Origin of the sequence: Kitasatospora sp. NPDC001547 (assembly GCF_042894165.1) — a bacterium.
Taxonomy (GTDB): Bacteria; Actinomycetota; Actinomycetes; order Streptomycetales; family Streptomycetaceae; genus Kitasatospora.
Genome location: NZ_JBIAVL010000004.1, coordinates 143,646 through 163,647, shown reverse-complemented (window position 1 = coordinate 163,647; position 20,002 = coordinate 143,646). Strand labels below are relative to the sequence as shown.

The window sequence follows — 20,002 nt, the reverse complement described above, 5'->3', positions numbered from 1 at the left end:
GCGACGGCGGCCACCCGGGCCGCCGCGGAAGGGAGTCTCCGCCGTGTTCCGTGCCCAAGATCTCCGCCTGCGCACCGCGGCCGCGCAACTGAATGTCCGTCAGCCTCGTGTTCTCCAAGGCGGGCCTGCCCGCCCCACACCCGTCCCAGCAGCACCGGAGAGCACATGGCCGTCAGCAAGCCCACCACCCTCGCCCTCGGTCTCGCCGCCCTGCTCCTCGCGGCCGCGCCCCCCGCGCCCGCCCTCGGCCGGACCCCACCCGCCGGTCCCGATCCCGCCGCCCTCGACGCCGCGATCGCCGCCCGGTCGGGCGATCCGGCGGCGGGCGCGGTCGCCCGGGTGACGGTCGACGGCGTGGTCTGGCGCGGCAGCACCGGCGACCCGGTGAGCGGGCGGCCGGTGGCGCCGAACGCCGCCTTCCGGATCGGCAGCATCAACAAGACCTTCGTCGCCGCGGTGCTGCTCCAACTCGCCGCCGAGCAGCGGATCTCCCTGGACGGCACCGTCCAGCAGTACCTGCCCGGAACGCTCCCGGCGGGCTTCACGCTGCCGATCACCGTCCGTCAACTCCTCGACCACACCAGTGGACTGCCGCAGGCCGTCGAGGGCCCGCAGGGCGTGGACCGGGACGGCCTGATCGCCCAGCGGTTCGCGACGGAGACGCTCGACCAGGTCATCCAGCGGACGCTGCGTCCCCACCCGGAGGACGGTCTGCCCGAGGCCGTCCCGGCCTTCGACCCGGGCACCGCGCAGGAGTACAACAACTTCAACTACCGGCTGGCGGGCCGGATCATCGAGCAGGTGACCGCACACACGGTCAGGGAGGAGGTCACAGCCCGCATCCTGAGGCCGCTCGGCCTGCGGCACACCGAGGTGACGGAGGGCAGGCCCTCGATGCCCGAACCCCACCTGGCCGGCTACTTCCCCGACAACGCCGGCACTCCGACGGACGTCTCCGAGCAGGGCGGCAACCCGGAGTCGATGGTGTCCACCCCGGCCGACCTGGACCGCTTCCTGAGCGCCCTGCTGGACGGCGAACTCCTGCCGCCCCGGCAACTGCAGGACCTGCTCACCCTGCCCCGGGACGCCTCCGGCCGGCTGCTGCCCGTCCGCGGGGCGGGCGAGTGCCGGTTCGGCCCGGACAAGGGGCTGGCCTGCTACAGCGCCGGGCTGATGGCCATCCCCCTGCGGGACGGCACGGTGGTCTGGGGCAAGACCGGGCACGACCTCGGGTACTCCGACGGCATCTTCACCACCCCGGACCTGCGCAGGCGGCTGGTCTACTCCATCGGCACCGGCGACGGCACCCCCGCACCGGCGCTCCGGCTCGCCGCCACGGCCTTCGGCCCCTTCGCCCCCTGAACCCGACCGCCCCGACGACCCGCACCGACGACCCGCACCGACGACCGCATCGACCCCGCGCCCCCGAGCACCCGCCGCCGAGCGCCCGCCCCGCTACCCGCCGCCCTGAAGGAACCCGCATGATCACCGTCCCCGACGCCCTCGCCCGCACCACCGTCGACCGCGAGGGAGCCCCCGGCTCCGCCTGGATCGCCGAACTCCCCGGCATCGCCGCCGAACTGCTGGACCGCTGGGGCTGCGTGCCGGACGGCGGGGCCACCCACGGCGGCATCGGTCTGATCCTTCCCGTCCGACAGGCGGCGGGGCGCGCGGCCGTACTGAAGGTCTCGTTCCCCCACCCGGGCAACGTGCACGAGCCGGACGCCTTCGCGGTGTGGGCGGGCCGGGGCGCCGTCCGGCTGTACGAACGGGACGACGAGCGCTTCGCGATGCTGCTCGAACGGGCGAGTCCGACCACGCTCGCGGAGGTCCGGGACAGCGACGAGGTGCTGACGGTCGCCGGGCGGCTCAGTCGCCGGCTCGCCGTCCCGGCGCCTCCGGGGCTGCCCCGGCTGAGCGACCAGGCGGCGGACTGGGAGGCCGGGCTGCGCAGCGACGCGGCGTCCCTGGCCCACCCCCTGTCGGCCCGCGCGGTGGGCGCCGCCCTCGCGACCGTCCGCGAGCTCGCCCGCACCCAGCCGGACGTGCTCGTCCACGGCGACCTCCACCCCCGCAACATCCTGCGGGCCGAGCGCGAACCCTGGCTGGCCGTGGACCCCAAGGGCTACGTGGGGGACCGAGCCTACGACGGCGGCACCCTGCTCAAGGCGCACGCCCTGGCCCTGCTCGGCGCGACGAACGTGCGCCGCGCCCTCCTCCGCGCGCTCGACGTCTTCACCGAGGCCGCCGAGCTGGACCGCGCACGCACCCGTCGCTGGGCCCAACTCCACGCAGTCCAGGCCGCCTTCTGGGGTCGACGGCACGGCTTCCGGCTCGCCCGAGGCGGCCCCGAGCTCGACCGGCTCACCCGGTACGCAGACGGGCTCGCCGAAGCGCTCACCCCCGCCTGACCGGCACACCCGACCGCCGACGAGCGCCGAGACACACCCGGCCCCTCGCGAAAGGAGCCCCACCCGACACCACCGCACTCGTACCAGCGCAGTCGCACCACCGCAGTCGCGACCTCGAAATCGTGTTGGCGGTCGGCGGCCCCTGCTGCCTATGGTCGGGGGATGACCACTCGAACCTTCCGCATCATGGTGCGCGGCGTCTTCGACGGCCTGACCGACGATCAGCGCGCCGACCTGCTCGCCGCCGCACCCGAGCACGACGTGCTGCACGCCGCCTTCACCCGCGAGGGCCACCTCAGCTACGACCTCTCCGCGCGCGCCGCCTTCACCTTCCGCTTCCTCGACGAGGGCGAGGCCGAGGAGGACATCCTGGAGGCCACCGAGCGGGCCGAGCAGTCGGCGCAGACCTGGCTCGCCCAACGCGGTTACGGCTACAAGAACCTCCGATCCCAGGCTGAGGACCTCTCCCAGGCGCCGCTCGGCAAGCGTCAGCGCCGCGCCGCCAACGCCACGCGCTGACCCGACCCCCTCCCCCTCCGCCACCTCCTTGACGGCTCCGCGTCGGGATATACTTGAGTAGTCAAGGAGGTGGCAATGACAGAACAGCCGACGCAGCCGGCACCCCCGACGCCGGAGGCGCAGGTCGAGCGGACCGGGAGCGCACCGACCGCCACGGGCCCGGGCCCCGACCCGCTGGACACCGCCCTGCGGCTGGTCCGCGCCCAGACCGCCGTGGTCAAGCGCTTCGACGCGAGCCTCAGCGGCCTGCACGGCGTCAGCCTGGCCGACTTCACCATGCTGCTCCACCTCTCCCAGGCTCCCGGAGCCCGGATGCGCCGGGTCGACCTCGCCGAAGCGCTCGGACTCACCGCCTCCGGCGTCACCCGCGGCCTCGCGCCGCTGGAACGGATCGGCCTGGTCGCCCGCGAGGCGGCGGCCCGCGACGCCCGGGTCGCCTACGCCGCCCTCACCCCGACCGGCCGGGAGCGGCTCACCGAGATGCTGCACACCGCCCGACAGGTCGCCGCCGACCACTTCACGGCAGAACGGTGGAGCACCGAGGACCTCGGGCTGCTGTCCACCCTCCTCGCCCGCCTCGGCGGCACCGCCCCCGGCCAGCGCCTCGGCTGATCCGCCGACCCAGCTCCCCACCCACACCCCCGCCACACCCGCCGCCCGATCCCACGTCCTAGGCTGATCCCGCACGACTGGCACCACACGCATCACCCGCACCACCGGCACCACGCACACCCCCGCGAAGGGCAGCACCATGACCGACACCCCCGAGGCCGTCTGCCCCGACACCGCCACGGCGGCGTCCCCCGACCTCACCATCGACGGCACCGGTCTGCTCTGCGTCCAGCTCCTGCTCAAGCTGCGCGCCCGGATCGCCCACCTCCCCGCCGGCGCGGTGGTCCACATCCACACCACCGACCCCGCCGCCCCGCTCGACCTCCCCGCGTGGTGCCACCTGACCGGCCACGCGTACCTCGGCCAGGTCCCGTACGAGGCGACCGACCGCGAGGTGTACGCGCTGCGCCTCACCTCCGCCCCGGTCCCGACCCGCCCCGACCGCCCCTGGCACCCGGCCCCCGCAGCCGACACCCACACCGGCACCGGCACCGGCACCAGCACCGGCACCGGCACCAGCACCGGCACCGACTGACCACCCTTCACACCGCCCGCCAGGGACCCGCGCCCCGGAAATTCCCGCGCCCCCGCCCCCACCGTCGGGCCAGACTGCGTCCATGCCCGCAGCCGACGCCCCGCGCACGAGCCCGCCCACACGCCCGGCCCCACCCCCCACCGTCAACCACCTCCTCGGCCACCCGCCCGACGCCCGCCTCCTTCTCCTCAACTGCGACGACCTCGGCCTGGACGAGTCCGTCAACCTCGCCGTGATCGACGCCGTCCGGAACGGCGTCGCCGCCTCCTGCAGCCTGATGACGCCCTGCGCCGCCGCGCCGCACGCGCTCCGGTTGCTGCGCCGGCACCCGGAGGTCCCGTTCGGCGTCCACCTCACGCTGGTCTGCGAGTCCGCCGACCGCCGCTGGGGCCCGCTCACCGCCCGCGACCGGGTGTCCTCCCTCCTCGACGCCTCCGGCGACCTCTACGCCCCCACCCCGGCCGGACGCGCCGAGCTGCTCGCCCGGGCCCGACTCGACGAGGTCGAGCGCGAGTTCCGCGCCCAGATCGACGCGGTGGCGGCGGCCGGCCTCGCCCCGACCCACCTCGACTTCCACTGCCTGGCCGACGGCGGCCGCGAGGACATCCTCGACCTCACCTTCGCCCTCGGCGCCGAGTACGGCCTGGCGGTCCGGGTCTGGCTGCCGCCCGCGCTGGCCCGGATGCGCGAGCGCGGCCTGCCGGTGGTGGACCACGGCTTCCTCGACAGCTTCTCCGTCCCCCTGGACGGCAAGCCCGCCCACTACGCCCGCCTGCTCGCCGCCCTCCCACCGGGCCTCACCGAGTGGGCGCTGCACCCCGCCCTGTCCGGCCCGAGCGCCGGCGACCCGAACACCAGCGACCCGGACGACGGCTGGCGCGTCCGGTACACCGACCACGCGTTCCTCGTCTCCGCCGAGGCCCGTCGGCTGCTCACCGAGCACGGCATCACCGTCCTCGGCTACCGCACGCTCCAGGAGGCCTGGGAACGGGCCCGAGGACGGCTCACGGCCGACGCTCCCGGCCCGCCCGGTGTGCCACGATGAGGAGCTACGAACACCCCAGCGCCACACGGAGGTTGACCACCGTGAACCCGATCATCAGCTGCCGTTGGCAGGACCGGACCGGCGAGTGGGCCCTGACCGTCGGCCACAGCGGCGACGACTGGGAACTGCTCGCCTCGACCCCGTACTGGTCGGAGTCGATCCCCTTCGCGAACCCGGAGGAGGTCCGCCGACTCGCCCAGGCCCTGCTGGACCTGCCCGCTGAGCCCGAGCCGTACGAGTTCGAATGGCAGCTCTCCCGATCCCGACCGACTCGATCAGCCGGCTCAGCCGGACCGACCGGCTCGCCCGGCTCGCTCTCGGCGGGGACCGAGGCGGCCGACCCGACCCCTGACGGGAGCGAGCCCCAGCCGCACTTCGCGACCTTCGCCGTCGGACTCGACCCCACCGACGACCACCGCCCGTACCTCGCCTACCAGTCCTACTACGACCTGGGCCGGGCGACCGGACTCGGCCTGGAGGTGATCTGCGAGGACCCGCCGGTCGACCACCTCCGCGCCCAGGCCCACGCCTTCCTCACCACCTTCCCCGGCTCCGCCCGCCGGTAGCCACGCGGTCCCGGCCCCCTCACCAGTCCCCCGGCCCCGCACCGACCCGGCGCACCGGCTCACGCCACGGCGCGCACCGCCCAGTCCACCTCCGTCGCCCAACTCTCCGGCGCCGGCCAACCGTTGACCACCGCCAGCAGCTCCAGGTACCGCTCCCGCCGCGGATCGGCCATCGCCCCCAGCCGCTCCGCCAGCCGGTCCCGCACGGCCCCGGCATCCGCCGGCACCGCCCCCGCGCACCACCGCCCGTACCGCTCCACCAGCGCCGCGACGACGGCCGCCCCTTCCGGCGACCCCGGCTCCACCCCGGCCGCGACCGCCGGTCCGGCCAACTCCCGCACCGCCACCGCCAGTCCGGGCCTCGGCAGACCGACCCCGGCCTCCGGCTCCGCACCCACCGCCCCGACGCCCACCGCCCCGACGCCCGCCGCCCTGACGCCCGCCGCCTCCACGCCCGCGGCCTCCGCCGCCTCCGCCTCCACGAGCCCGCGCAACAGCGCCCGGAACCCGGCGTCCCCCGCCAACCGCGCCAACTCCACCCAGGCCTCGACCTGTTCGGCCGACGGTTCCTCCGGCAGCTCCGGCGTCAACGAGCGCGCCGCGGCGGCGAACCGCCCGCCACCGGCGATCCCGTCGAACACCCCCGTCAGGAACTCCCCGATCAACCGCCCCCGTTCGTCCTCCGTGAGCCGGGCCAACTGGTGCACAAGCGTCAACTCCTCAGGCGTCGAACCGAGCCTGGCCACCATCCCGAGCACCGCCCGCCGCAGCCGCAGCACCCGGATCTGGACGTCGATCGCCTCCGCCTGCGCGGCGGCGACGTCGGCCGGCGTCAGCTCGCGCTCCACCACCCGCCGGATCGCGGGCAGTCCGAGCCCGAGCTCGCGCAGGGTGCGGACCAGTTCCAGGCGCGCGACGGCGTCGGCGCCGTACCGCCGGTGGCCGGCCGGGTTGCGGTCGGCCGGCGGCACGATCCCCTGGTCCGAGTAGAAGCGGACGGTCTTGACCGTCAGCCCCGTCCGCCGGGCCAGCTCACCGATGGTGTACGTCGTGTCGCCGTTCATGGCCACCACCCTGCTACCTCCCCCCACGGGAGATGCAAGCACCGTTCGCGACCGGCTCACCGCTGGGGCCCGCGCCGTCGGCACTCCCCCCGCTCGGACCGCCGCGGCGTCCGCCAGGCGGCGAACAGGACGCCCGCCCCACCGATGACCGCCTGCGGCACCCCGTACCGGTCGGCAGACAGACAGACAGACAGACAGACAGACCAGGGTGCACACCGCCGGGATCGCCATCAGGGCGATCAGATCGAGCCGGACGCCGTCCCCCTCGGCCCGGTGGGACCGGGGTTCCGCCGCAGCACTCCGCGAACCGGCGGGTTCGTCCGGCGATCGTCGAATCCCCGATGACACTGCTCGTCTCCCACGGTCGGGAGGGGCAGCCGCCCGGGGTCGCACCCCGCGCCAACGGAACAGCCGCGTCGCGCCGCATGTCTCGTGGGGTCGCTTCCCCGGCCCCGCCGCTCCGGACACCGCACCGCCCCGACCTCCCCACCGCTCCGGCCTCCCCACCGAGGTGACACCCCGGCGGGGAGCCGGCGGAACCCGACGGGCCCGCCCGCCGCGGATCAGGCGGTACGCCGCAGCAGCGCCAGATACATCGCGTCCGTCCCGTGCAGGTGCGGCCAGAGCTGCACGTCCGGCCCGTCCCCGAGCGCCGGGACGCCGGGCAGCAGCGGGCGGGCGTCGATCCACTCGACTCGGCCGCCCTCGCCGCGCAGCACGTCGTCCACCACCGCGCGGGTCTCCGCGAGGTGCGGCGAGCAGGTCGCGTAGCCGACCACCCCGCCGACCCGGGTGGCCTCGATCGCCGAGCGCAGCAGGTCCCGCTGGAGCGGGCCGAAGGCCGCCACGTCGGCCGGCCGGCGCCGCCAGCGCGCCTCCGGGCGGCGGCGCAGCGCGCCGAGGCCGGAGCACGGCACGTCGACCAGCACCCGGTCGAAGCCGCCGGAGCGCCAGGCCGGGCGCGTCCCGTCGGCCGCGATCACGGTGTACGGGCCGGGGTTGCCCGTCAGGGCCCGCGCCACCAGCCGGGCCCGGTGCGGCTGCTTCTCGCTCGCGACCAGCGCCGCGCCCCGCTCGGCGGCCAGCGCGCCGAGCAGCGCGGCCTTGCCGCCGGGGCCGGCGCAGCCGTCCAGCCAGAGCCGGTCCGGCCCGTCCAGCGGCGCCGAGGCCAGCGCCAGCGCGACCAGCTGGCTGCCCTCGTCCTGCACGCCCGCGCGGTTCTCCTGCACCGCCGCGACCGAGCCCGGGTCGCCGCCCTCGGCGAGCCGCAGCGCGAACGGGGACCAGCGGCCCGGCTGGGCCTCCGGCAGCGCGTCGGCCAGCTCGCCGACGGTGGCCCGGCCGGGCCGGGCGACCAGGGTCACCTCGGGCCGCTCGTTGTCGGCCCGCAGCAGTTCCTCCACCGCGGTGCGCCCGGAGGCGTCCGGCTGCCAGCGGCCGAGCGAGTCCCAGAGCGCGGAGACCACCCAGCGCGGGTGCGAGTGCACGACCGCCAGGTGGTCCTCGGCGTCCTGGTCGTACGGCGGGGCGACCTGCTCGATCCAGGCGTCCAGGTCATGGGCGCTGATCCGGCGCAGTACGGCGTTGACGAACTTGGCCTTGCCGTCGCCGAGCACCACCCGGGCCAGTTCGACGGTCGCCGAGACGGCCGCGTGGCTGGGGATGCGGGTGGTGAGCAGCTGGTGGGCGCCGAGCGAGAGCACGTCCAGCACCGGCGGGTCGACCTTGCCGAGCGGCCGGTCGATGCAGGCGGCGATGATCGCGTCGTAGGTGCCCTGCAGGCGCAGGGTGCCGTAGACCAGCTCGGTGGCGAGGGCGGCGTCGCGCCGGTCCATGCCCTTCTGCTCGGCCTCGCGGAGCAGCGAGGGCAGGATCAGGTTGGCGTACGCGTCGCGCTCGTCGACGGCGCGCAGCGCGCGGAACGCGACGATCCGGGCCGGGTCCTTCTTCGGGCGGCGGTGCGGGCGGGGAGCGCGCTTGGCGCCGGAGTTACTGCCGGGGGTGGTCACAGGTGCCTCAAGGTGCTGCGGTGGTTATCGACGAACGGCTATCAACGAACACTGACGATCTCGAACGAACAGTAGCGCCAAACCGGAGCGTCAGCCTCCGAGGCGCTCCCCCGCCTCCAGCCGCGCGCCCCGCGCCCAGTCGGCGGCCCGCATCTCCTTCTTCCCCTGCGGACGCACCTCCCCCAGCTCGACGTCGTGGCTGCCGGTGCCGACCCGGACGCTGTTCTTGCCCACCATCGCGACCTCGCCCGGCGCCAGCTCGGCGGAGTCCGGCAGCAGCTTCACCGGCCCGGTGACCTTCAGCCGCTCGCCCCGGAACTCCGTCCAGGCCCCCGGGGCCGGCGCGCAGCCGCGCACCACCCGGTCGACCCGCAGCGCGGGGTGGTTCCAGTCGATCCGCGCGTCCTCGACGGAGATCTTCGGGGCGAGCGTGACGCCCTCGGCCGGCTGCGGCACGGCGTGCAGCGAGCCGTCCTCGATGCCGTCCATGGTGGCCGCGAGCAGCCGGGCCCCGGAGAGCGAGAGCCGGGTGAGCAGCTCGCCGCTGGTGTCGGTCGGGCGGATCTCCTCGGTGATCACGCCGTAGACCGGGCCGGAGTCCAGGCCCTGCTCGATCAGGAAGGTGGACGCGCCGGTGACCTCGTCGCCGGCCAGCACCGCGTGCTGGACCGGGGCCGCGCCGCGCCAGGCGGGCAGCAGCGAGAAGTGCAGGTTGACCCAGCCGCGCTCGGGGATCTCCAGGGTGCCGGGGCGCAGCAGGGCGCCGTAGGCGACCACCGGGCAGCAGTCGGGGGCGAGTTCGGTGAGGCGGGCGACGAAGTCCGGGTCGCTGGGCTTCACCGGCTTGAGGACCTCGATCCCGGCCTCCTCGGCGCGCTGGGCGACGGGGCTGGCGACCAGCTTGCGCCCGCGCCCGGCCGGAGCGTCGGGGCGGGTGACCACCGCGACGACCTCGTGCCGGTCCGAGGCGAGCAGGGCCTCCAGGGCGGGAACGGCGACCTCGGGGGTGCCGGCGAAGACGAGACGCATCAAGTGCCTTTCTACAAGCGGAATTCAGGAAACCAGCGGAAGTCAGCGGGCGGAGCCGAAGGTGCTGTGCGGCGAGACCTTGACCACCGGGGCCGGCCCGCCGCCCCAGTCCGCCTCCCGGATCGCCTTCAGCGCGGCCTTGCGCTGCTCACGGTCGAGCCGGTCGATGAAGACGATGCCGTCCAGGTGGTCGGTCTCGTGCTGGATGCACCGGGCGAGCAGCTGGGTGCCTTCCAGGGTCACCGGATCGCCGTACATGTTGAAGCCCTTGGCCACCACGCCGTACGCGCGCCTGGTGTCGTAGCGCAGACCGGGCAGCGACAGGCAGCCCTCGGGGCCGTCCTGCTCCTCCTCGCTCAGCGACAGGTCCGGGTTGATCAGGTGCCCGGTGACACCGTCCACGTGGTACGTGAACACCCGCAGGGACACCCCGAGTTGGGGCGCGGCGAGGCCTGCGCCAGGGGCGTCCAGCATGGTGTCGGTGAGGTCGGCGACCAGCTTGCGCAGTTCCTTGTCGAAGGTGGTCACCGGCTTGGCGGTGGACCGCAGGACGGGGTCTCCGAAGAGACGGATCGGCTGGATCGCCACGGGGTACGGGCTCCTGTCCGTAGGGGCGCGGGCTGCGGTCGGCCGCTGGTTCACCCGCCAGTCTATGCAACCCGCGCGGCCGCCCGCCGAGGGCTTCCCGGCGCCCGGATCCGCGGCCGGTACGGCCCGACTGTGCCGAGCCGCGTTACCCCGGCCCCCGCTTCGGCGTTGGTCAAGAGAGATTGACCGGGGCCGGGCGCACGGGACACCGCGCCCGGCCGAGCTGAACCGTACGGAAGGTGGCACGTAGGCCATGGCCGAGCAGATCAACCACGACGCCCGGGCGCGGGCGAGCCTGCACCTGCTGGTGCGGGACATCGAGCGGGTGAGGCGGCAGGTCGACGCGCTGCGGACGCTCACCGCTCAACTGGGCAACGTCTACCGTCCGCGCCGACCGAGCACCTCGGCCGGCTTCGTGGTGTACGGGCGGGCGCCGGCGCCGACCGTGCGCCTGGCGCAGGAGCTGCGGGAGAGCGTGGAGACGCTGGTGGCGGCGGCGGTCGAGTTCGACCGGGCGCTGGGCTTCTCCTGGGACTCGGTGGGCTCCGCCCTCGGGGTCACCAAGCAGGCGGTGCACCGGCGCTACGGCATGCGTCGCCCGACCAGCGAGCTCCTCGCCGCGAGCGGCGCCGTCCCGGGCCAGAGCCGCCCGGACCGCTCCGAGGAGCTGCCCACCGGCGCCGAGCGCACCGGTCTGGCCACGACCGTCCCGGCGGCCCGCCAGGGCGGCCTGGACCGCAGCGCCCTGGAGCGCACCACGATCGACCGCACCGCCCTGGAGCGCACCCCCCTGGAGCGCACCACGATCGACCGCACCCCGCTGGACCGCACCACGATCGACCACGCCACGACCGACCGCGCCACGACCGCCGACCGCCCCCAGGCGGACCGAACCGGCATCCCGCTGCGCGGCTGACCGAACCGCCGCAGCCGGGCCGTCCGGGGCGGGGTGGCCCACTCACCCCGCCCCACCGGCCCCGGCCCCGGCCGTCCTCGCCCCGGCCCGCCCGTGCCCCGGGCCCAACAGCCCCCTCAGCCGATGTCCGTCGGATCCACCCGCACCCGCACCGCCTCCGCCGTCCGCAGCGCGATCCGCGCGATCTGCGCCGCCTTGAGCGCCGCCGCCAGCGCGGCCCCCTGCCCGGGCGCCACCCGCAGCAGCGCGCGCTCCTGCTCCTCCCCCCGCAGCGCCGGCACCGGCACCGGGCCGAGCACGTCCGCCCCCTCCGGCAGCCGGATCAGGTTCAGCAGGTCCGCGACCGCCGCCGGGCTCCCGCTCACCGAGGCCATCCGGGACACCGGCGGGAAGTGCAGCTGCGCCCGTTCGTCCCGCTCCATCCCGGCGTGCCCCAGCGGGTCCCAGCGCACCAGCGCCTGCACCGGCCGGGCCGAGGGCTCGGCGACCACGACCACCGTCCCGCCCTCCGTCGAGGGCCGCACCAGCGCGGCCGCCGCGAGCCAGAGCCGCAGCGCCTCCTCCCCCGCCCGCAGGTCGGGCCGGCTGAGCAGCGCCCAGCCGTCCAGCAGCAGCGCGGCCCCGTACCCGCCGCCGCCCTCGACCACCGGCTCCGCGCCGGGTGTGGAGATCACCAGGGAGGGCTCGTCCGGCACGGTGGTGAGCACCGCCTCCCGGCCCGAGGTCCGCACCGGGATGCGCGGGAACGCCTTGCCCAGCTCCTCCGCCGTCCGCCGGGCCCCGACCACCTGGGCCCGCAGCCGGAAGGACCCGCACTCGGGGCAGTGCCAGTCGTTCTCCGGCTCCCCGCACCAGCCGCAGCACAGCGAGGCGTCCGCCGAGGGCGCCTCCAGCGGCCCCTCGCAGCGCCGGCAGCGGGCGGGGGTGCGGCAGCGCCCGCAGGCCAGCCGGGGCACGTAGCCGCGCCGGGGCACCTGGATGAGCACCGGGTGCCCGGCGGCCAGCGCCTCCCGGGCGGCCTCCCAGGCCACCGAGGGCAGCCGGGCGGCCTGGGCGGCGGCGTCCCGGTGCTGGTCCTGGTCGGTGACGGTCCGCACCCTGGGCGCGACCTGCCGCACCGTCTCGCGGTCCGCGACCAGCGGGCGCGCCCAGCCGGTGCTGACCAGCTGCGCGCCCTCCACCGTCACCGCGTGCCCGCCGAGCAGCACCGCCGCGCCCTCCTCGGCGGCGCGCAGCAGCGCCACCTCGCGCACGTGCGGGTGCGGGGCGCGCGGGTCGCTGTGGCTGCCGTCCCCGTCCGACCAGACGACGACCAGCCCGAGGTCCCGGACCGGCGCGAACATGGTGGCCCTCGTCCCGACCACGGCGTGCACCGAGCCCCGGCTCACCGCGAGCCAGCGCCGGTAGCGCTCGCGCGGGCCGAGGTCGGCCTCCAGCGCCACGTGCATCCCGGCGCCGAGCAGTTCGGTCAGCGCCTGGTCGACCCGGGCCACCGAGCGCCCCTCCGGGAGCACGACCAGCGCCCCGCGCCCGCTCGCCAGCGTCGCGGCCACCGCCCGCGCGATCTCGTACGGCCAGCCGGGCCCGGGCAGCGCCGACCAGACGGCGCGCGGCGAGCCGCCCGCGGCGAGCGAGGCGAGGAAGTCGGGCCCGGCCGGGTAGCGCTGCCAGCCGCCGGGGGCCGGGGCGGCCGGGCGCGGCAGCGGCGGCGGGGAGGGTTCGGCCTCGGCCTTGGCGTGCCGGGGCGGGATCGCCAGTTGGAGCACGTCGGCCAGCGTCCCGGCGTACCGGTCGGCGACGGTCCGGCACAGCCGCAGCAGCTGCGGGGTGAGCACCGGTTCGGGCGAGAGCACCTGGGCCAGCGGGGCGAGCGGGCCGGCGAAGTCGCTCTTCTCCAGCCGGGCGACGATGAACCCGTCGTGCAGTTCCCCGCCCTCGCGCTGGCCCTTGACCACCCGCGCCCCGAACCGCACCCGGACCCGGACGCCGGGCTGGGCCTCCTCGGCCATGTCGGCCGGCACCTCGTAGTCGAAGAACTTGTCGATGGTGAGCACGCCCTTGTCCACCACGACCCGGGCCACCGGCAGGTGCTCGGCCCGCTTGGCCCCGCGCCAGGTGCGCGGCTTGGCCCGCTTGACCGTCTCCCGGATGAACGCCAGCTGCTCCGGCTCGGCGGCCCCGTTCTCCCCTGTGCTGCTCATCGCCACCAAGTACTACCAGGTCACACCGACAATGCACGAAGCGGCGCCCGCCCCCGTACGGAGGCGGGCGCCGCTCGGGGCGCTCCGGGACGTCAGTCCTGGACGGCGGCCTTCAGCTGCTCGACCCGGTCGGTGCGCTCCCAGGTGAAGTCCGGCAGCTCACGGCCGAAGTGGCCGTACGCGGCGGTCTGGGAGTAGATCGGGCGCAGCAGGTCCAGGTCGCGGATGATCGCGGCCGGACGCAGGTCGAAGACCTCGGAGACGGCCTTCTGGATGCTGAGGACCGGCACGGTCTCGGTGCCGAAGGTCTCCACGAACAGGCCGACCGGCTCGGCCTTGCCGATCGCGTACGCGACCTGCACCTCGGCGCGGCGGGCGAGGCCGGCGGCGACGATGTTCTTCGCCACCCAGCGCATCGCGTACGCGGCCGAGCGGTCCACCTTGGACGGGTCCTTGCCGGAGAAGGCGCCGCCGCCGTGGCGGGCCATGCCGCCGTAGGTGTCGATGATGATCTTGCGGCCGGTGAGGCCGGCGTCGCCCATCGGGCCGCCGATCTCGAAGCGGCCGGTCGGGTTGACCAGCAGGCGGTAGCCCTCGGTGGTCAGCTTGATGCCCTGCTCGGCCAGCGCCTTCAGCTCCGGCTCGACCACGAACTCGCGGATGTCCGGGGTGAGCAGCGACTCCAGGTCGATGTCGCTGGCGTGCTGGGTGGAGACGACCACGGTGTCTAGGCGGACGGCCTTGTCGCCGTCGTACTCGATGGTGACCTGGGTCTTGCCGTCGGGGCGCAGGTACGGGATGGTCCCGTTCTTGCGCACCTCGGTCAGGCGGCGGGAGAGGCGGTGCGCCAGGGTGATCGGCAGCGGCATGAGCTCGGGCGTCTCGTCGGACGCGTAGCCGAACATCAGGCCCTGGTCACCGGCGCCCTGCTTGTCCAGGTCGTCCTCGTCGCCCTCGACACGGGCCTCGTACGCGGTGTCGACACCCTGCGCGATGTCGGGCGACTGGGCCCCGATGGACACCGAGACGCCGCAGGAGGCGCCGTCGAAGCCCTTCTTGGAGCTGTCGTACCCGATCTCCAGGATCTTGTCCCGGACGAGCTGGGCGATCGGCGCGTACGCCTTGGTGGTCACCTCGCCGGCCACGTGCACCTGGCCGGTGGTGATGAGCGTCTCCACGGCGACCCGGGACGTCGGGTCCTCCCGCAGGAGAGCGTCAAGGATGGTGTCGCTGATCTGGTCAGCGATCTTGTCGGGGTGTCCCTCGGTGACGGACTCCGAGGTGAACAGGCGGCGAGACACAGCGCTCCCTGGGGTTGCAGCGGCTGCTGACTGAAGTGCCCCGGGGGAACCGGGGAACTCCGGAAAGACTTGATTCCTGGAGTCTAACGGTCTGGTTCCACCGAACGTCACCCGCTTCCGGAATTCCTGATCGCTGCCTGACCGGTTCCGATCAGTTGCCGCCCGTTTCCAACCGCTTTGCGACCAGGTCCCAGACCACGTCCGCGAGCGCCTCCTTCGGGCCCACCGGAACGGCCGTCTCACTGCCGTCGGAGCCCAGAACCACGGCCTCGTTGACGTCCGTGCCGAAGGCCTTGCCGTCGCCCACCTCGTTCACGACGAGCAGGTCGCAGCCCTTGCGGGCGAGCTTGGCCCGGCCGTTGGCGAGCACGTCGTCGGTCTCCGCCGCGAAACCCACCACGAGTTGACCCGAACGGGCCCGGTGGGCCGACAGCTCGGCCAGGATGTCGGGATTGCGGACCAGCGCGACCGGCGGCTGGTCGACCCCCTCGACCTTCTTGATCTTGCCGGTGGCGTACTCGGCGGGCCGGAAGTCGGCCACCGCCGCGGCCATCACCACGGCGTCCGCGTCCCGGACCGCCTCCAGCGCCGCCTCGCGCAGCTCCAGGGCGGTCGAGACGTGCACCACGTCCACCCCGGCCGGGTCCGCCAGCTCGGCGTTGGCCGAGAGCAACGTCACCCTGGCACCCCGCGCCGCGGCCGTCACGGCGAGCGCGTAGCCCTGCTTGCCGGAGGAACGGTTGCCCAGGTAGCGCACCGGGTCCAGCGGCTCCCGGGTGCCGCCGGCCGAGACCACCACGTGCCGGCCGGCCAGGTCGGTCGGCACCGCCCCGCCGCGGCGCAGCACGGCCCGGCAGGCGTCGAAGACCGCCGAGGGCTCGGGCAGCCGGCCCTTCCCGGTGTCCTTGCCGGTCAGCCGCCCGACGGCCGGCTCCAGCACGATGACGCCCCGGCGGCGCAGCGTGGCCACGTTGTCCCGGGTGGCCGGGTGCTCCCACATCTCGGTGTGCATCGCGGGCGCGACCACGACCGGGCAGCGGGCGGTGAGCAGGGTGTTGGTCAGCAGGTCGTCGGCGAGGCCGTGGGCGGCCTTGGCGATCAGGTCGGCGGTGGCCGGGGCGACCACGACCAGGTCGGCCTGCTGCCCGATCCGCACGTGCGGCACCTCGTGCACGCGCTCCCAGGTCTCGGTGGCGGCCGGGCGCCCGGACAGCGCCGCCCAGGTCGCCTCGCCGACGAAGTGCAGCGCGGCCGCGGTCGGCACCACGGTGACCTGGTGGCCGGACTCGGTGAAGCGGCGCAGCAGCTCGCACGCCTTGTACGCGGCGATCCCGCCGCTCACGCCGAGGACCACGCGGGGGGCGTCCGCACTCACAGCCATCAACCGGCCTTTCTCCGCATCGGGTGTCCGCATCGGGAACGCGCCCACCCTACGGCCCCTCAGCCGGCGCCCGCGCGCCGCCCTCCCCGCCACGGAACGCCGAACGGCCACGGAAATGCCGAAGGGCCCGGCGGAAACGATTCCGCCGGGCCCTTCCGGAGTTCAGCGACCGCCTCAGGCAGCCTCGACCGCCTCGGCGGTCAGCATGCCCGCGTTGATCTCGCGCAGCGCGATCGACAGCGGCTTCTCGTGCACGTGGGTGTCGACCAGCGGGCCGACGTACTCCAGCAGGCCCTCGCCGAGCTGGGAGTAGTACGCGTTGATCTGACGCGCGCGCTTGGCGGCGTAGATCACGAGGCTGTACTTGGAGTCGGTGGCCTCGAGCAGCTCGTCGATCGGCGGGTTGATGATGCCCTCGGGCGCGGTCATCGAAGAGGACACGCTAAAACCTTCCGAAAGGATGGAAAAGACAGACAGGTCAGGCTACACCGAGCAAGGCTAGCAGTTCGGCCGCTACCTGCTCGACGGAGGTGTTGACAAGGGTCGTGTCGAACTCGGGCTCCGCCGCGAGCTCGACCCTGGCCGCCTCCAGCCGCTTCTCGATCACGTCCGGCGACTCGGTGCCCCGGCCGGTCAGCCGGCGGACCAGCTCGTCCCAGCTCGGCGGGGCCAGGAAGACCAGCTGCGCCTCGGGCATCGACCCGCGCACCTGCCGGGCGCCCTGGAGGTCGATCTCCAGCAGCACCGGCTCGCCGCGCTCCAGCTTCTCCAGCACGGCCGCACGCGGGGTCCCGTAACGGTTCCCGGCGAACTCGGCCCACTCCAGCAGTTCGCCGTTGGCGACCAGCTTGTCGAACTCGTCGTTGTCGACGAAGTGGTACTGGACCCCGTCCTTCTCGCCGGGCCTCGGGTGGCGGGTCGTCGCCGACACCGAGAGCCAGACCTCGGGGTACATCTTCCTCATATGAGCGACGACCGTGCTCTTGCCGACCCCCGAAGGGCCGGAGAGCACGGTCAGCCGCGGACGCTCACTCATGCACCGATTATCCCGGATCGCGGGGGATCCTGGGACCACGGGGCACGCTCAGGCGGCGCCACCGCCGAACTCCCGCTCCAGGGAAGCGATCTGGTTCGTGCCGAGGCCGCGGACGCGCCGGCTCTCGCTGATGCCGAGGCGCTCCATGATCTGCTTGGCGCGGACCTTGCCGACGCCCGGAAGAGACTCCAGCAGTGCCGAGACCTTCATCTTGCCGATGACGTCGTTGTCGGCCTTGCCGGCCTTGATCACCTCGTGCAGGGAGGCGCCGGAGTGCTTGAGCCGGTTCTTCACCTCGGCGCGCTCCCGGCGAGCCTCGGCGGCCTTGGCGAGCGCGGCGGTGCGCTGTTCAGGGGTAAGGGGCGGAAGAGCCACGCCGTTCACCTCAGGGTGTGGATGGATGGATTGAGCTAGGACTGGTTCGGTACCGAGGACACCGTCCGCAAGGGGAACCACAAGGCCCTGACCTGCGGGAGCCACGGAAATCGCGACTCGCCGATGACCTATCGCCGGACACTACCCGGATTGCGGCGCCACGTCAGGAAAAGAACACGAAAAGTCCTGGTCAGCCAAGGCCGACCAGGACTTTCCAGGGCAAAATGACCGCGATTGCGAGACTTTGGCGGGGCCGATGTGACGGCGCTCACGTCCGTTCCGCGGCCACCGCGCGGGGCTGCGGACACTCCGCAGGGTCACCGCGCGGCTACCTGAAGGGCGGGTTCCGCTTCTTGACGCCCCGCCGCCCGACCGCCCCCGCCGCCCGACCGCGTCCGCTACTGGACCGCGTCCGCTAGGCGACCGCGTCCGCGAACTCCCCGACGAAGCGCTCCGCCGCCTCCCGCAGCGCCGGCACCGAGGGGCCGTGCCTGAGGACGTCCCGGCTGACGCTCGGCACCACGTTGATCACCGAGGCGCCGAACACCCGCGGCAGGTCCGCCATGGTCGCGCCCTGGGCGCCGATCCCCGGAGCCAGCAGCGGGCCGTTGACGGCCAGGTCCACGCCCGCGTCGGCCAGCGTCGCGCCGACCACCGCGCCGAAGGAGCCGAGCGGCGCCGCGCCCTCGTTCTCGGCCGCCAGCCGGCGCAGCACCGTGGCCGCGACCGGCTCGCCGTCCGCGCCCACCGCGCGCTGCACCTCGGCGCCCTCCGGGTTGGAGGTGAGCGCCAGCGCGAACACGCCGCAGCCCTGCTCCCGGGCCAGGTCCAGGGCCGGGCGCAGCGAGCCGAAGCCCAGGTACGGGCTGACCGTCAGCGCGTCCGAGAACAGCGGGCTGCCCGGCGACAGGAAGGCCTCGGCGTACGCGGCCATGGTGGAGCCGATGTCCCCGCGCTTGGCGTCCATCAGGACCAGCGCACCCGCCGCCCGGGCCTCCTCGACGGTCCGCTCCAGGACCGCGACGCCCTTGCTGCCGAACCGCTCGAAGAAGGCGGCCTGCGGCTTGAGCACGGCCACCCGGTCGGCCAGCGCCTCGACCACGGTGCGGCTGAAGGTCTCCAGCCCGGCGAGGTCGTCGCCGAGCCCCCAGGCGGCGAGCAGGGAGGCGTGCGGGTCGATGCCGACGCAGAGCTGGCCGCGGGTGTCGAGGGCCCGGCGCAGCCGGGCGCCGAACGGGGCGAGAGTCATGTCGTCCTTTCCAGAACGGGTTCCAGAACCGATGGGGGTGTTCACGAGCTGCGCACGGCGCTGCCGACGGCGTCGGCCAGGCTGCGGAAGCCGCCCGCGCGGACCCTGGCGGACAGGCCCCGGTGGATCCGCCGGCACCAGAACGGTCCCTCGTAGATGAAGGCGCTGTAGCCCTGGACCAGGTCGGCGCCGTGGACGATCCGCTGCCAGGCGTCCTCGGCGGTCTCGATGCCGCCGACCGAGACCAGGGTCAGCCGGCCCCCGGTGCGGGCGCGCAGCCGCTGGAGCACCTCCAGGGCGCGGGCCTTGAGCGGGGCGCCGGACAGGCCGCCCATGCCGATCTCCTCGACCCGCCCGGCGTCGGTGCGCAGGCCCTCGCGGCCGATCGTGGTGTTGGTGGCGATGATGCCGTCCAGGCCCAGCTCCAGGGCGAGGTCGGCGACCGCGTCGACGTCCTCGTCGGCCAGGTCCGGGGCGATCTTGACCAGCAGCGGCACGTGGTGCGCGGTGGTGCGGTCGGCGGCCTCGCGGACGGCGGCGAGCAGTGGCCGCAGGTGGTCCACGGCCTGGAGGTTGCGCAGCCCGGGGGTGTTCGGCGAGCTGACGTTGACCACCAGGTAGTCGGCGTACCTGGCCAGCCGCTCGGTGGACTTCACGTAGTCGGCGACCGCGTCGGCCTCCTCGACCACCTTGGTCTTGCCGATGTTGACGCCGATCACCGGGGTGGAGCTGGTGTGCGGGCGGGCCGCCAGGCGGGCGGCGACCCGGGCCGAGCCCTGGTTGTTGAAGCCCATCCGGTTGATCAGCGCGCGGTCCTCGACCAGGCGGAACAGCCGGGGCGCCGGGTTGCCGGGCTGGGGCTCGCCGGTGATGGTGCCGATCTCGACGTAGTCGAAGCCGAGCATCGACAGGCCGTCGATGCCGACGCCGTTCTTGTCGAAGCCGGCCGCCAGCCCGAACGGGCCGGGCAGGTCGAGCCCGAGGGCGCGGGTGCGCAGGGCCCGGTCGCGCGGGGCGAGCACCAGCCGCACCAGGGTGCGCAGGCCGGGCACCGAGGAGCCGAGGCGGATCCAGAAGAAGGCGAGGTGGTGGGCCTTCTCGGGGTCCATCTTCTTGAAGACCAGGTCGAACAGAAGCTTGTACAAGGGTGGTTCAACTCCCGGAG

20 protein-coding genes are annotated in these 20,002 nt (G+C 74.5%); 8 read left to right on the top strand and 12 right to left on the bottom strand.

What is annotated here, in order from left to right; translation table 11 throughout:
* The first annotated feature begins 165 nt into the window (after window positions 1-165).
* The 7 genes from ACFY0X_RS09135 to ACFY0X_RS09105 all read left to right on the top strand — a co-directional run bounded on the left by ACFY0X_RS09135 (window position 166) and on the right by ACFY0X_RS09105 (window position 5,688).
* Window positions 166-1,362 carry a serine hydrolase domain-containing protein gene (locus ACFY0X_RS09135; protein ID WP_387751003.1) on the top strand — a complete coding sequence of 399 codons (1,197 nt, stop codon included), beginning with the start codon at window positions 166-168 and terminating at the stop codon, window positions 1,360-1,362.
* A gap of 119 nt (window positions 1,363-1,481) precedes the next feature.
* The gene (locus ACFY0X_RS09130; protein ID WP_387751000.1) at window positions 1,482-2,411 is read left to right on the top strand and encodes an aminoglycoside phosphotransferase family protein; all 930 of its coding nucleotides are present in this window, start codon (window positions 1,482-1,484) and stop codon (window positions 2,409-2,411) included.
* Between the two features lie 162 nt (window positions 2,412-2,573).
* Window positions 2,574-2,930 (top strand): DUF6204 family protein, encoded by a 357-nt coding sequence (locus tag ACFY0X_RS09125; RefSeq protein ID WP_387750997.1) that lies wholly within the window; start codon window positions 2,574-2,576, stop codon window positions 2,928-2,930.
* A gap of 75 nt (window positions 2,931-3,005) precedes the next feature.
* A complete protein-coding gene (locus tag ACFY0X_RS09120; RefSeq protein WP_387750994.1) occupies window positions 3,006-3,542 on the top strand; it encodes a MarR family winged helix-turn-helix transcriptional regulator in 537 nt (178 codons plus the stop codon).
* Between the two features lie 139 nt (window positions 3,543-3,681).
* Window positions 3,682-4,077 (top strand): sulfurtransferase TusA family protein, encoded by a 396-nt coding sequence (locus tag ACFY0X_RS09115; protein ID WP_387750991.1) that lies wholly within the window; start codon window positions 3,682-3,684, stop codon window positions 4,075-4,077.
* Between the two features lie 82 nt (window positions 4,078-4,159).
* Entirely contained in the window at window positions 4,160-5,122 is a 963-nt protein-coding gene (locus tag ACFY0X_RS09110) for a polysaccharide deacetylase family protein (RefSeq protein ID WP_387750988.1), read from the top strand.
* A gap of 41 nt (window positions 5,123-5,163) precedes the next feature.
* Window positions 5,164-5,688 (top strand): hypothetical protein, encoded by a 525-nt coding sequence (locus ACFY0X_RS09105; protein WP_387750985.1) that lies wholly within the window; start codon window positions 5,164-5,166, stop codon window positions 5,686-5,688.
* A 59-nt stretch (window positions 5,689-5,747) separates the two neighbouring features.
* On the opposite strand, the gene ACFY0X_RS09100 is transcribed toward ACFY0X_RS09105, so the two are convergent.
* From ACFY0X_RS09100 to def, 4 genes are all read right to left on the bottom strand, one after another.
* Window positions 5,748-6,752 (bottom strand): MerR family transcriptional regulator, encoded by a 1,005-nt coding sequence (locus ACFY0X_RS09100; protein WP_387750982.1) that lies wholly within the window; start codon window positions 6,750-6,752, stop codon window positions 5,748-5,750.
* Window positions 6,753-7,315: 563 nt separating this feature from the next.
* On the bottom strand, window positions 7,316-8,761 hold the full coding sequence (locus ACFY0X_RS09095) for an RsmB/NOP family class I SAM-dependent RNA methyltransferase (protein WP_387750979.1): 1,446 nt from the start codon (window positions 8,759-8,761) through the stop codon (window positions 7,316-7,318).
* Between the two features lie 90 nt (window positions 8,762-8,851).
* Window positions 8,852-9,790, bottom strand: coding sequence for a methionyl-tRNA formyltransferase (gene fmt, locus ACFY0X_RS09090; protein ID WP_387750976.1), 939 nt, complete (start codon window positions 9,788-9,790; stop codon window positions 8,852-8,854).
* A 42-nt stretch (window positions 9,791-9,832) separates the two neighbouring features.
* The gene (gene def / locus ACFY0X_RS09085; RefSeq protein ID WP_387750973.1) at window positions 9,833-10,378 is read right to left on the bottom strand and encodes a peptide deformylase; all 546 of its coding nucleotides are present in this window, start codon (window positions 10,376-10,378) and stop codon (window positions 9,833-9,835) included.
* 253 nt (window positions 10,379-10,631) lie between these two features.
* Between def and ACFY0X_RS09080 the strand changes: the two genes are divergently transcribed.
* Window positions 10,632-11,294: a hypothetical protein gene (locus tag ACFY0X_RS09080; protein ID WP_387750970.1), complete on the top strand. Its 663-nt coding sequence runs from the start codon at window positions 10,632-10,634 to the stop codon at window positions 11,292-11,294.
* A gap of 116 nt (window positions 11,295-11,410) precedes the next feature.
* On the opposite strand, the gene ACFY0X_RS09075 is transcribed toward ACFY0X_RS09080, so the two are convergent.
* From ACFY0X_RS09075 to ACFY0X_RS09040, 8 genes are all read right to left on the bottom strand, one after another.
* Complete coding sequence (locus ACFY0X_RS09075) at window positions 11,411-13,495, bottom strand: primosomal protein N' (RefSeq protein WP_387750968.1); 2,085 nt, start codon at window positions 13,493-13,495, stop codon at window positions 11,411-11,413.
* 92 nt (window positions 13,496-13,587) lie between these two features.
* Window positions 13,588-14,796 (bottom strand): methionine adenosyltransferase, encoded by a 1,209-nt coding sequence (gene metK / locus ACFY0X_RS09070; RefSeq protein ID WP_387750966.1) that lies wholly within the window; start codon window positions 14,794-14,796, stop codon window positions 13,588-13,590.
* Between the two features lie 151 nt (window positions 14,797-14,947).
* Window positions 14,948-16,177, bottom strand: a complete 1,230-nt coding sequence (coaBC, locus tag ACFY0X_RS09065; protein ID WP_387750963.1) for a bifunctional phosphopantothenoylcysteine decarboxylase/phosphopantothenate--cysteine ligase CoaBC — start codon at window positions 16,175-16,177, stop codon at window positions 14,948-14,950.
* 174 nt (window positions 16,178-16,351) lie between these two features.
* A complete protein-coding gene (rpoZ, locus tag ACFY0X_RS09060; protein WP_030056185.1) occupies window positions 16,352-16,618 on the bottom strand; it encodes a DNA-directed RNA polymerase subunit omega in 267 nt (88 codons plus the stop codon).
* Window positions 16,619-16,655: 37 nt separating this feature from the next.
* Window positions 16,656-17,213 (bottom strand): guanylate kinase, encoded by a 558-nt coding sequence (gene gmk / locus ACFY0X_RS09055; protein ID WP_387750960.1) that lies wholly within the window; start codon window positions 17,211-17,213, stop codon window positions 16,656-16,658.
* A 48-nt stretch (window positions 17,214-17,261) separates the two neighbouring features.
* Entirely contained in the window at window positions 17,262-17,588 is a 327-nt protein-coding gene (mihF, locus tag ACFY0X_RS09050; protein ID WP_030056187.1) for an integration host factor, actinobacterial type, read from the bottom strand.
* A 415-nt stretch (window positions 17,589-18,003) separates the two neighbouring features.
* Complete coding sequence (pyrF, locus tag ACFY0X_RS09045; RefSeq protein WP_387750957.1) at window positions 18,004-18,837, bottom strand: orotidine-5'-phosphate decarboxylase; 834 nt, start codon at window positions 18,835-18,837, stop codon at window positions 18,004-18,006.
* A 41-nt stretch (window positions 18,838-18,878) separates the two neighbouring features.
* Complete coding sequence (locus tag ACFY0X_RS09040; protein WP_387750954.1) at window positions 18,879-19,982, bottom strand: quinone-dependent dihydroorotate dehydrogenase; 1,104 nt, start codon at window positions 19,980-19,982, stop codon at window positions 18,879-18,881.
* Window positions 19,983-20,002 lie beyond the last annotated feature (20 nt).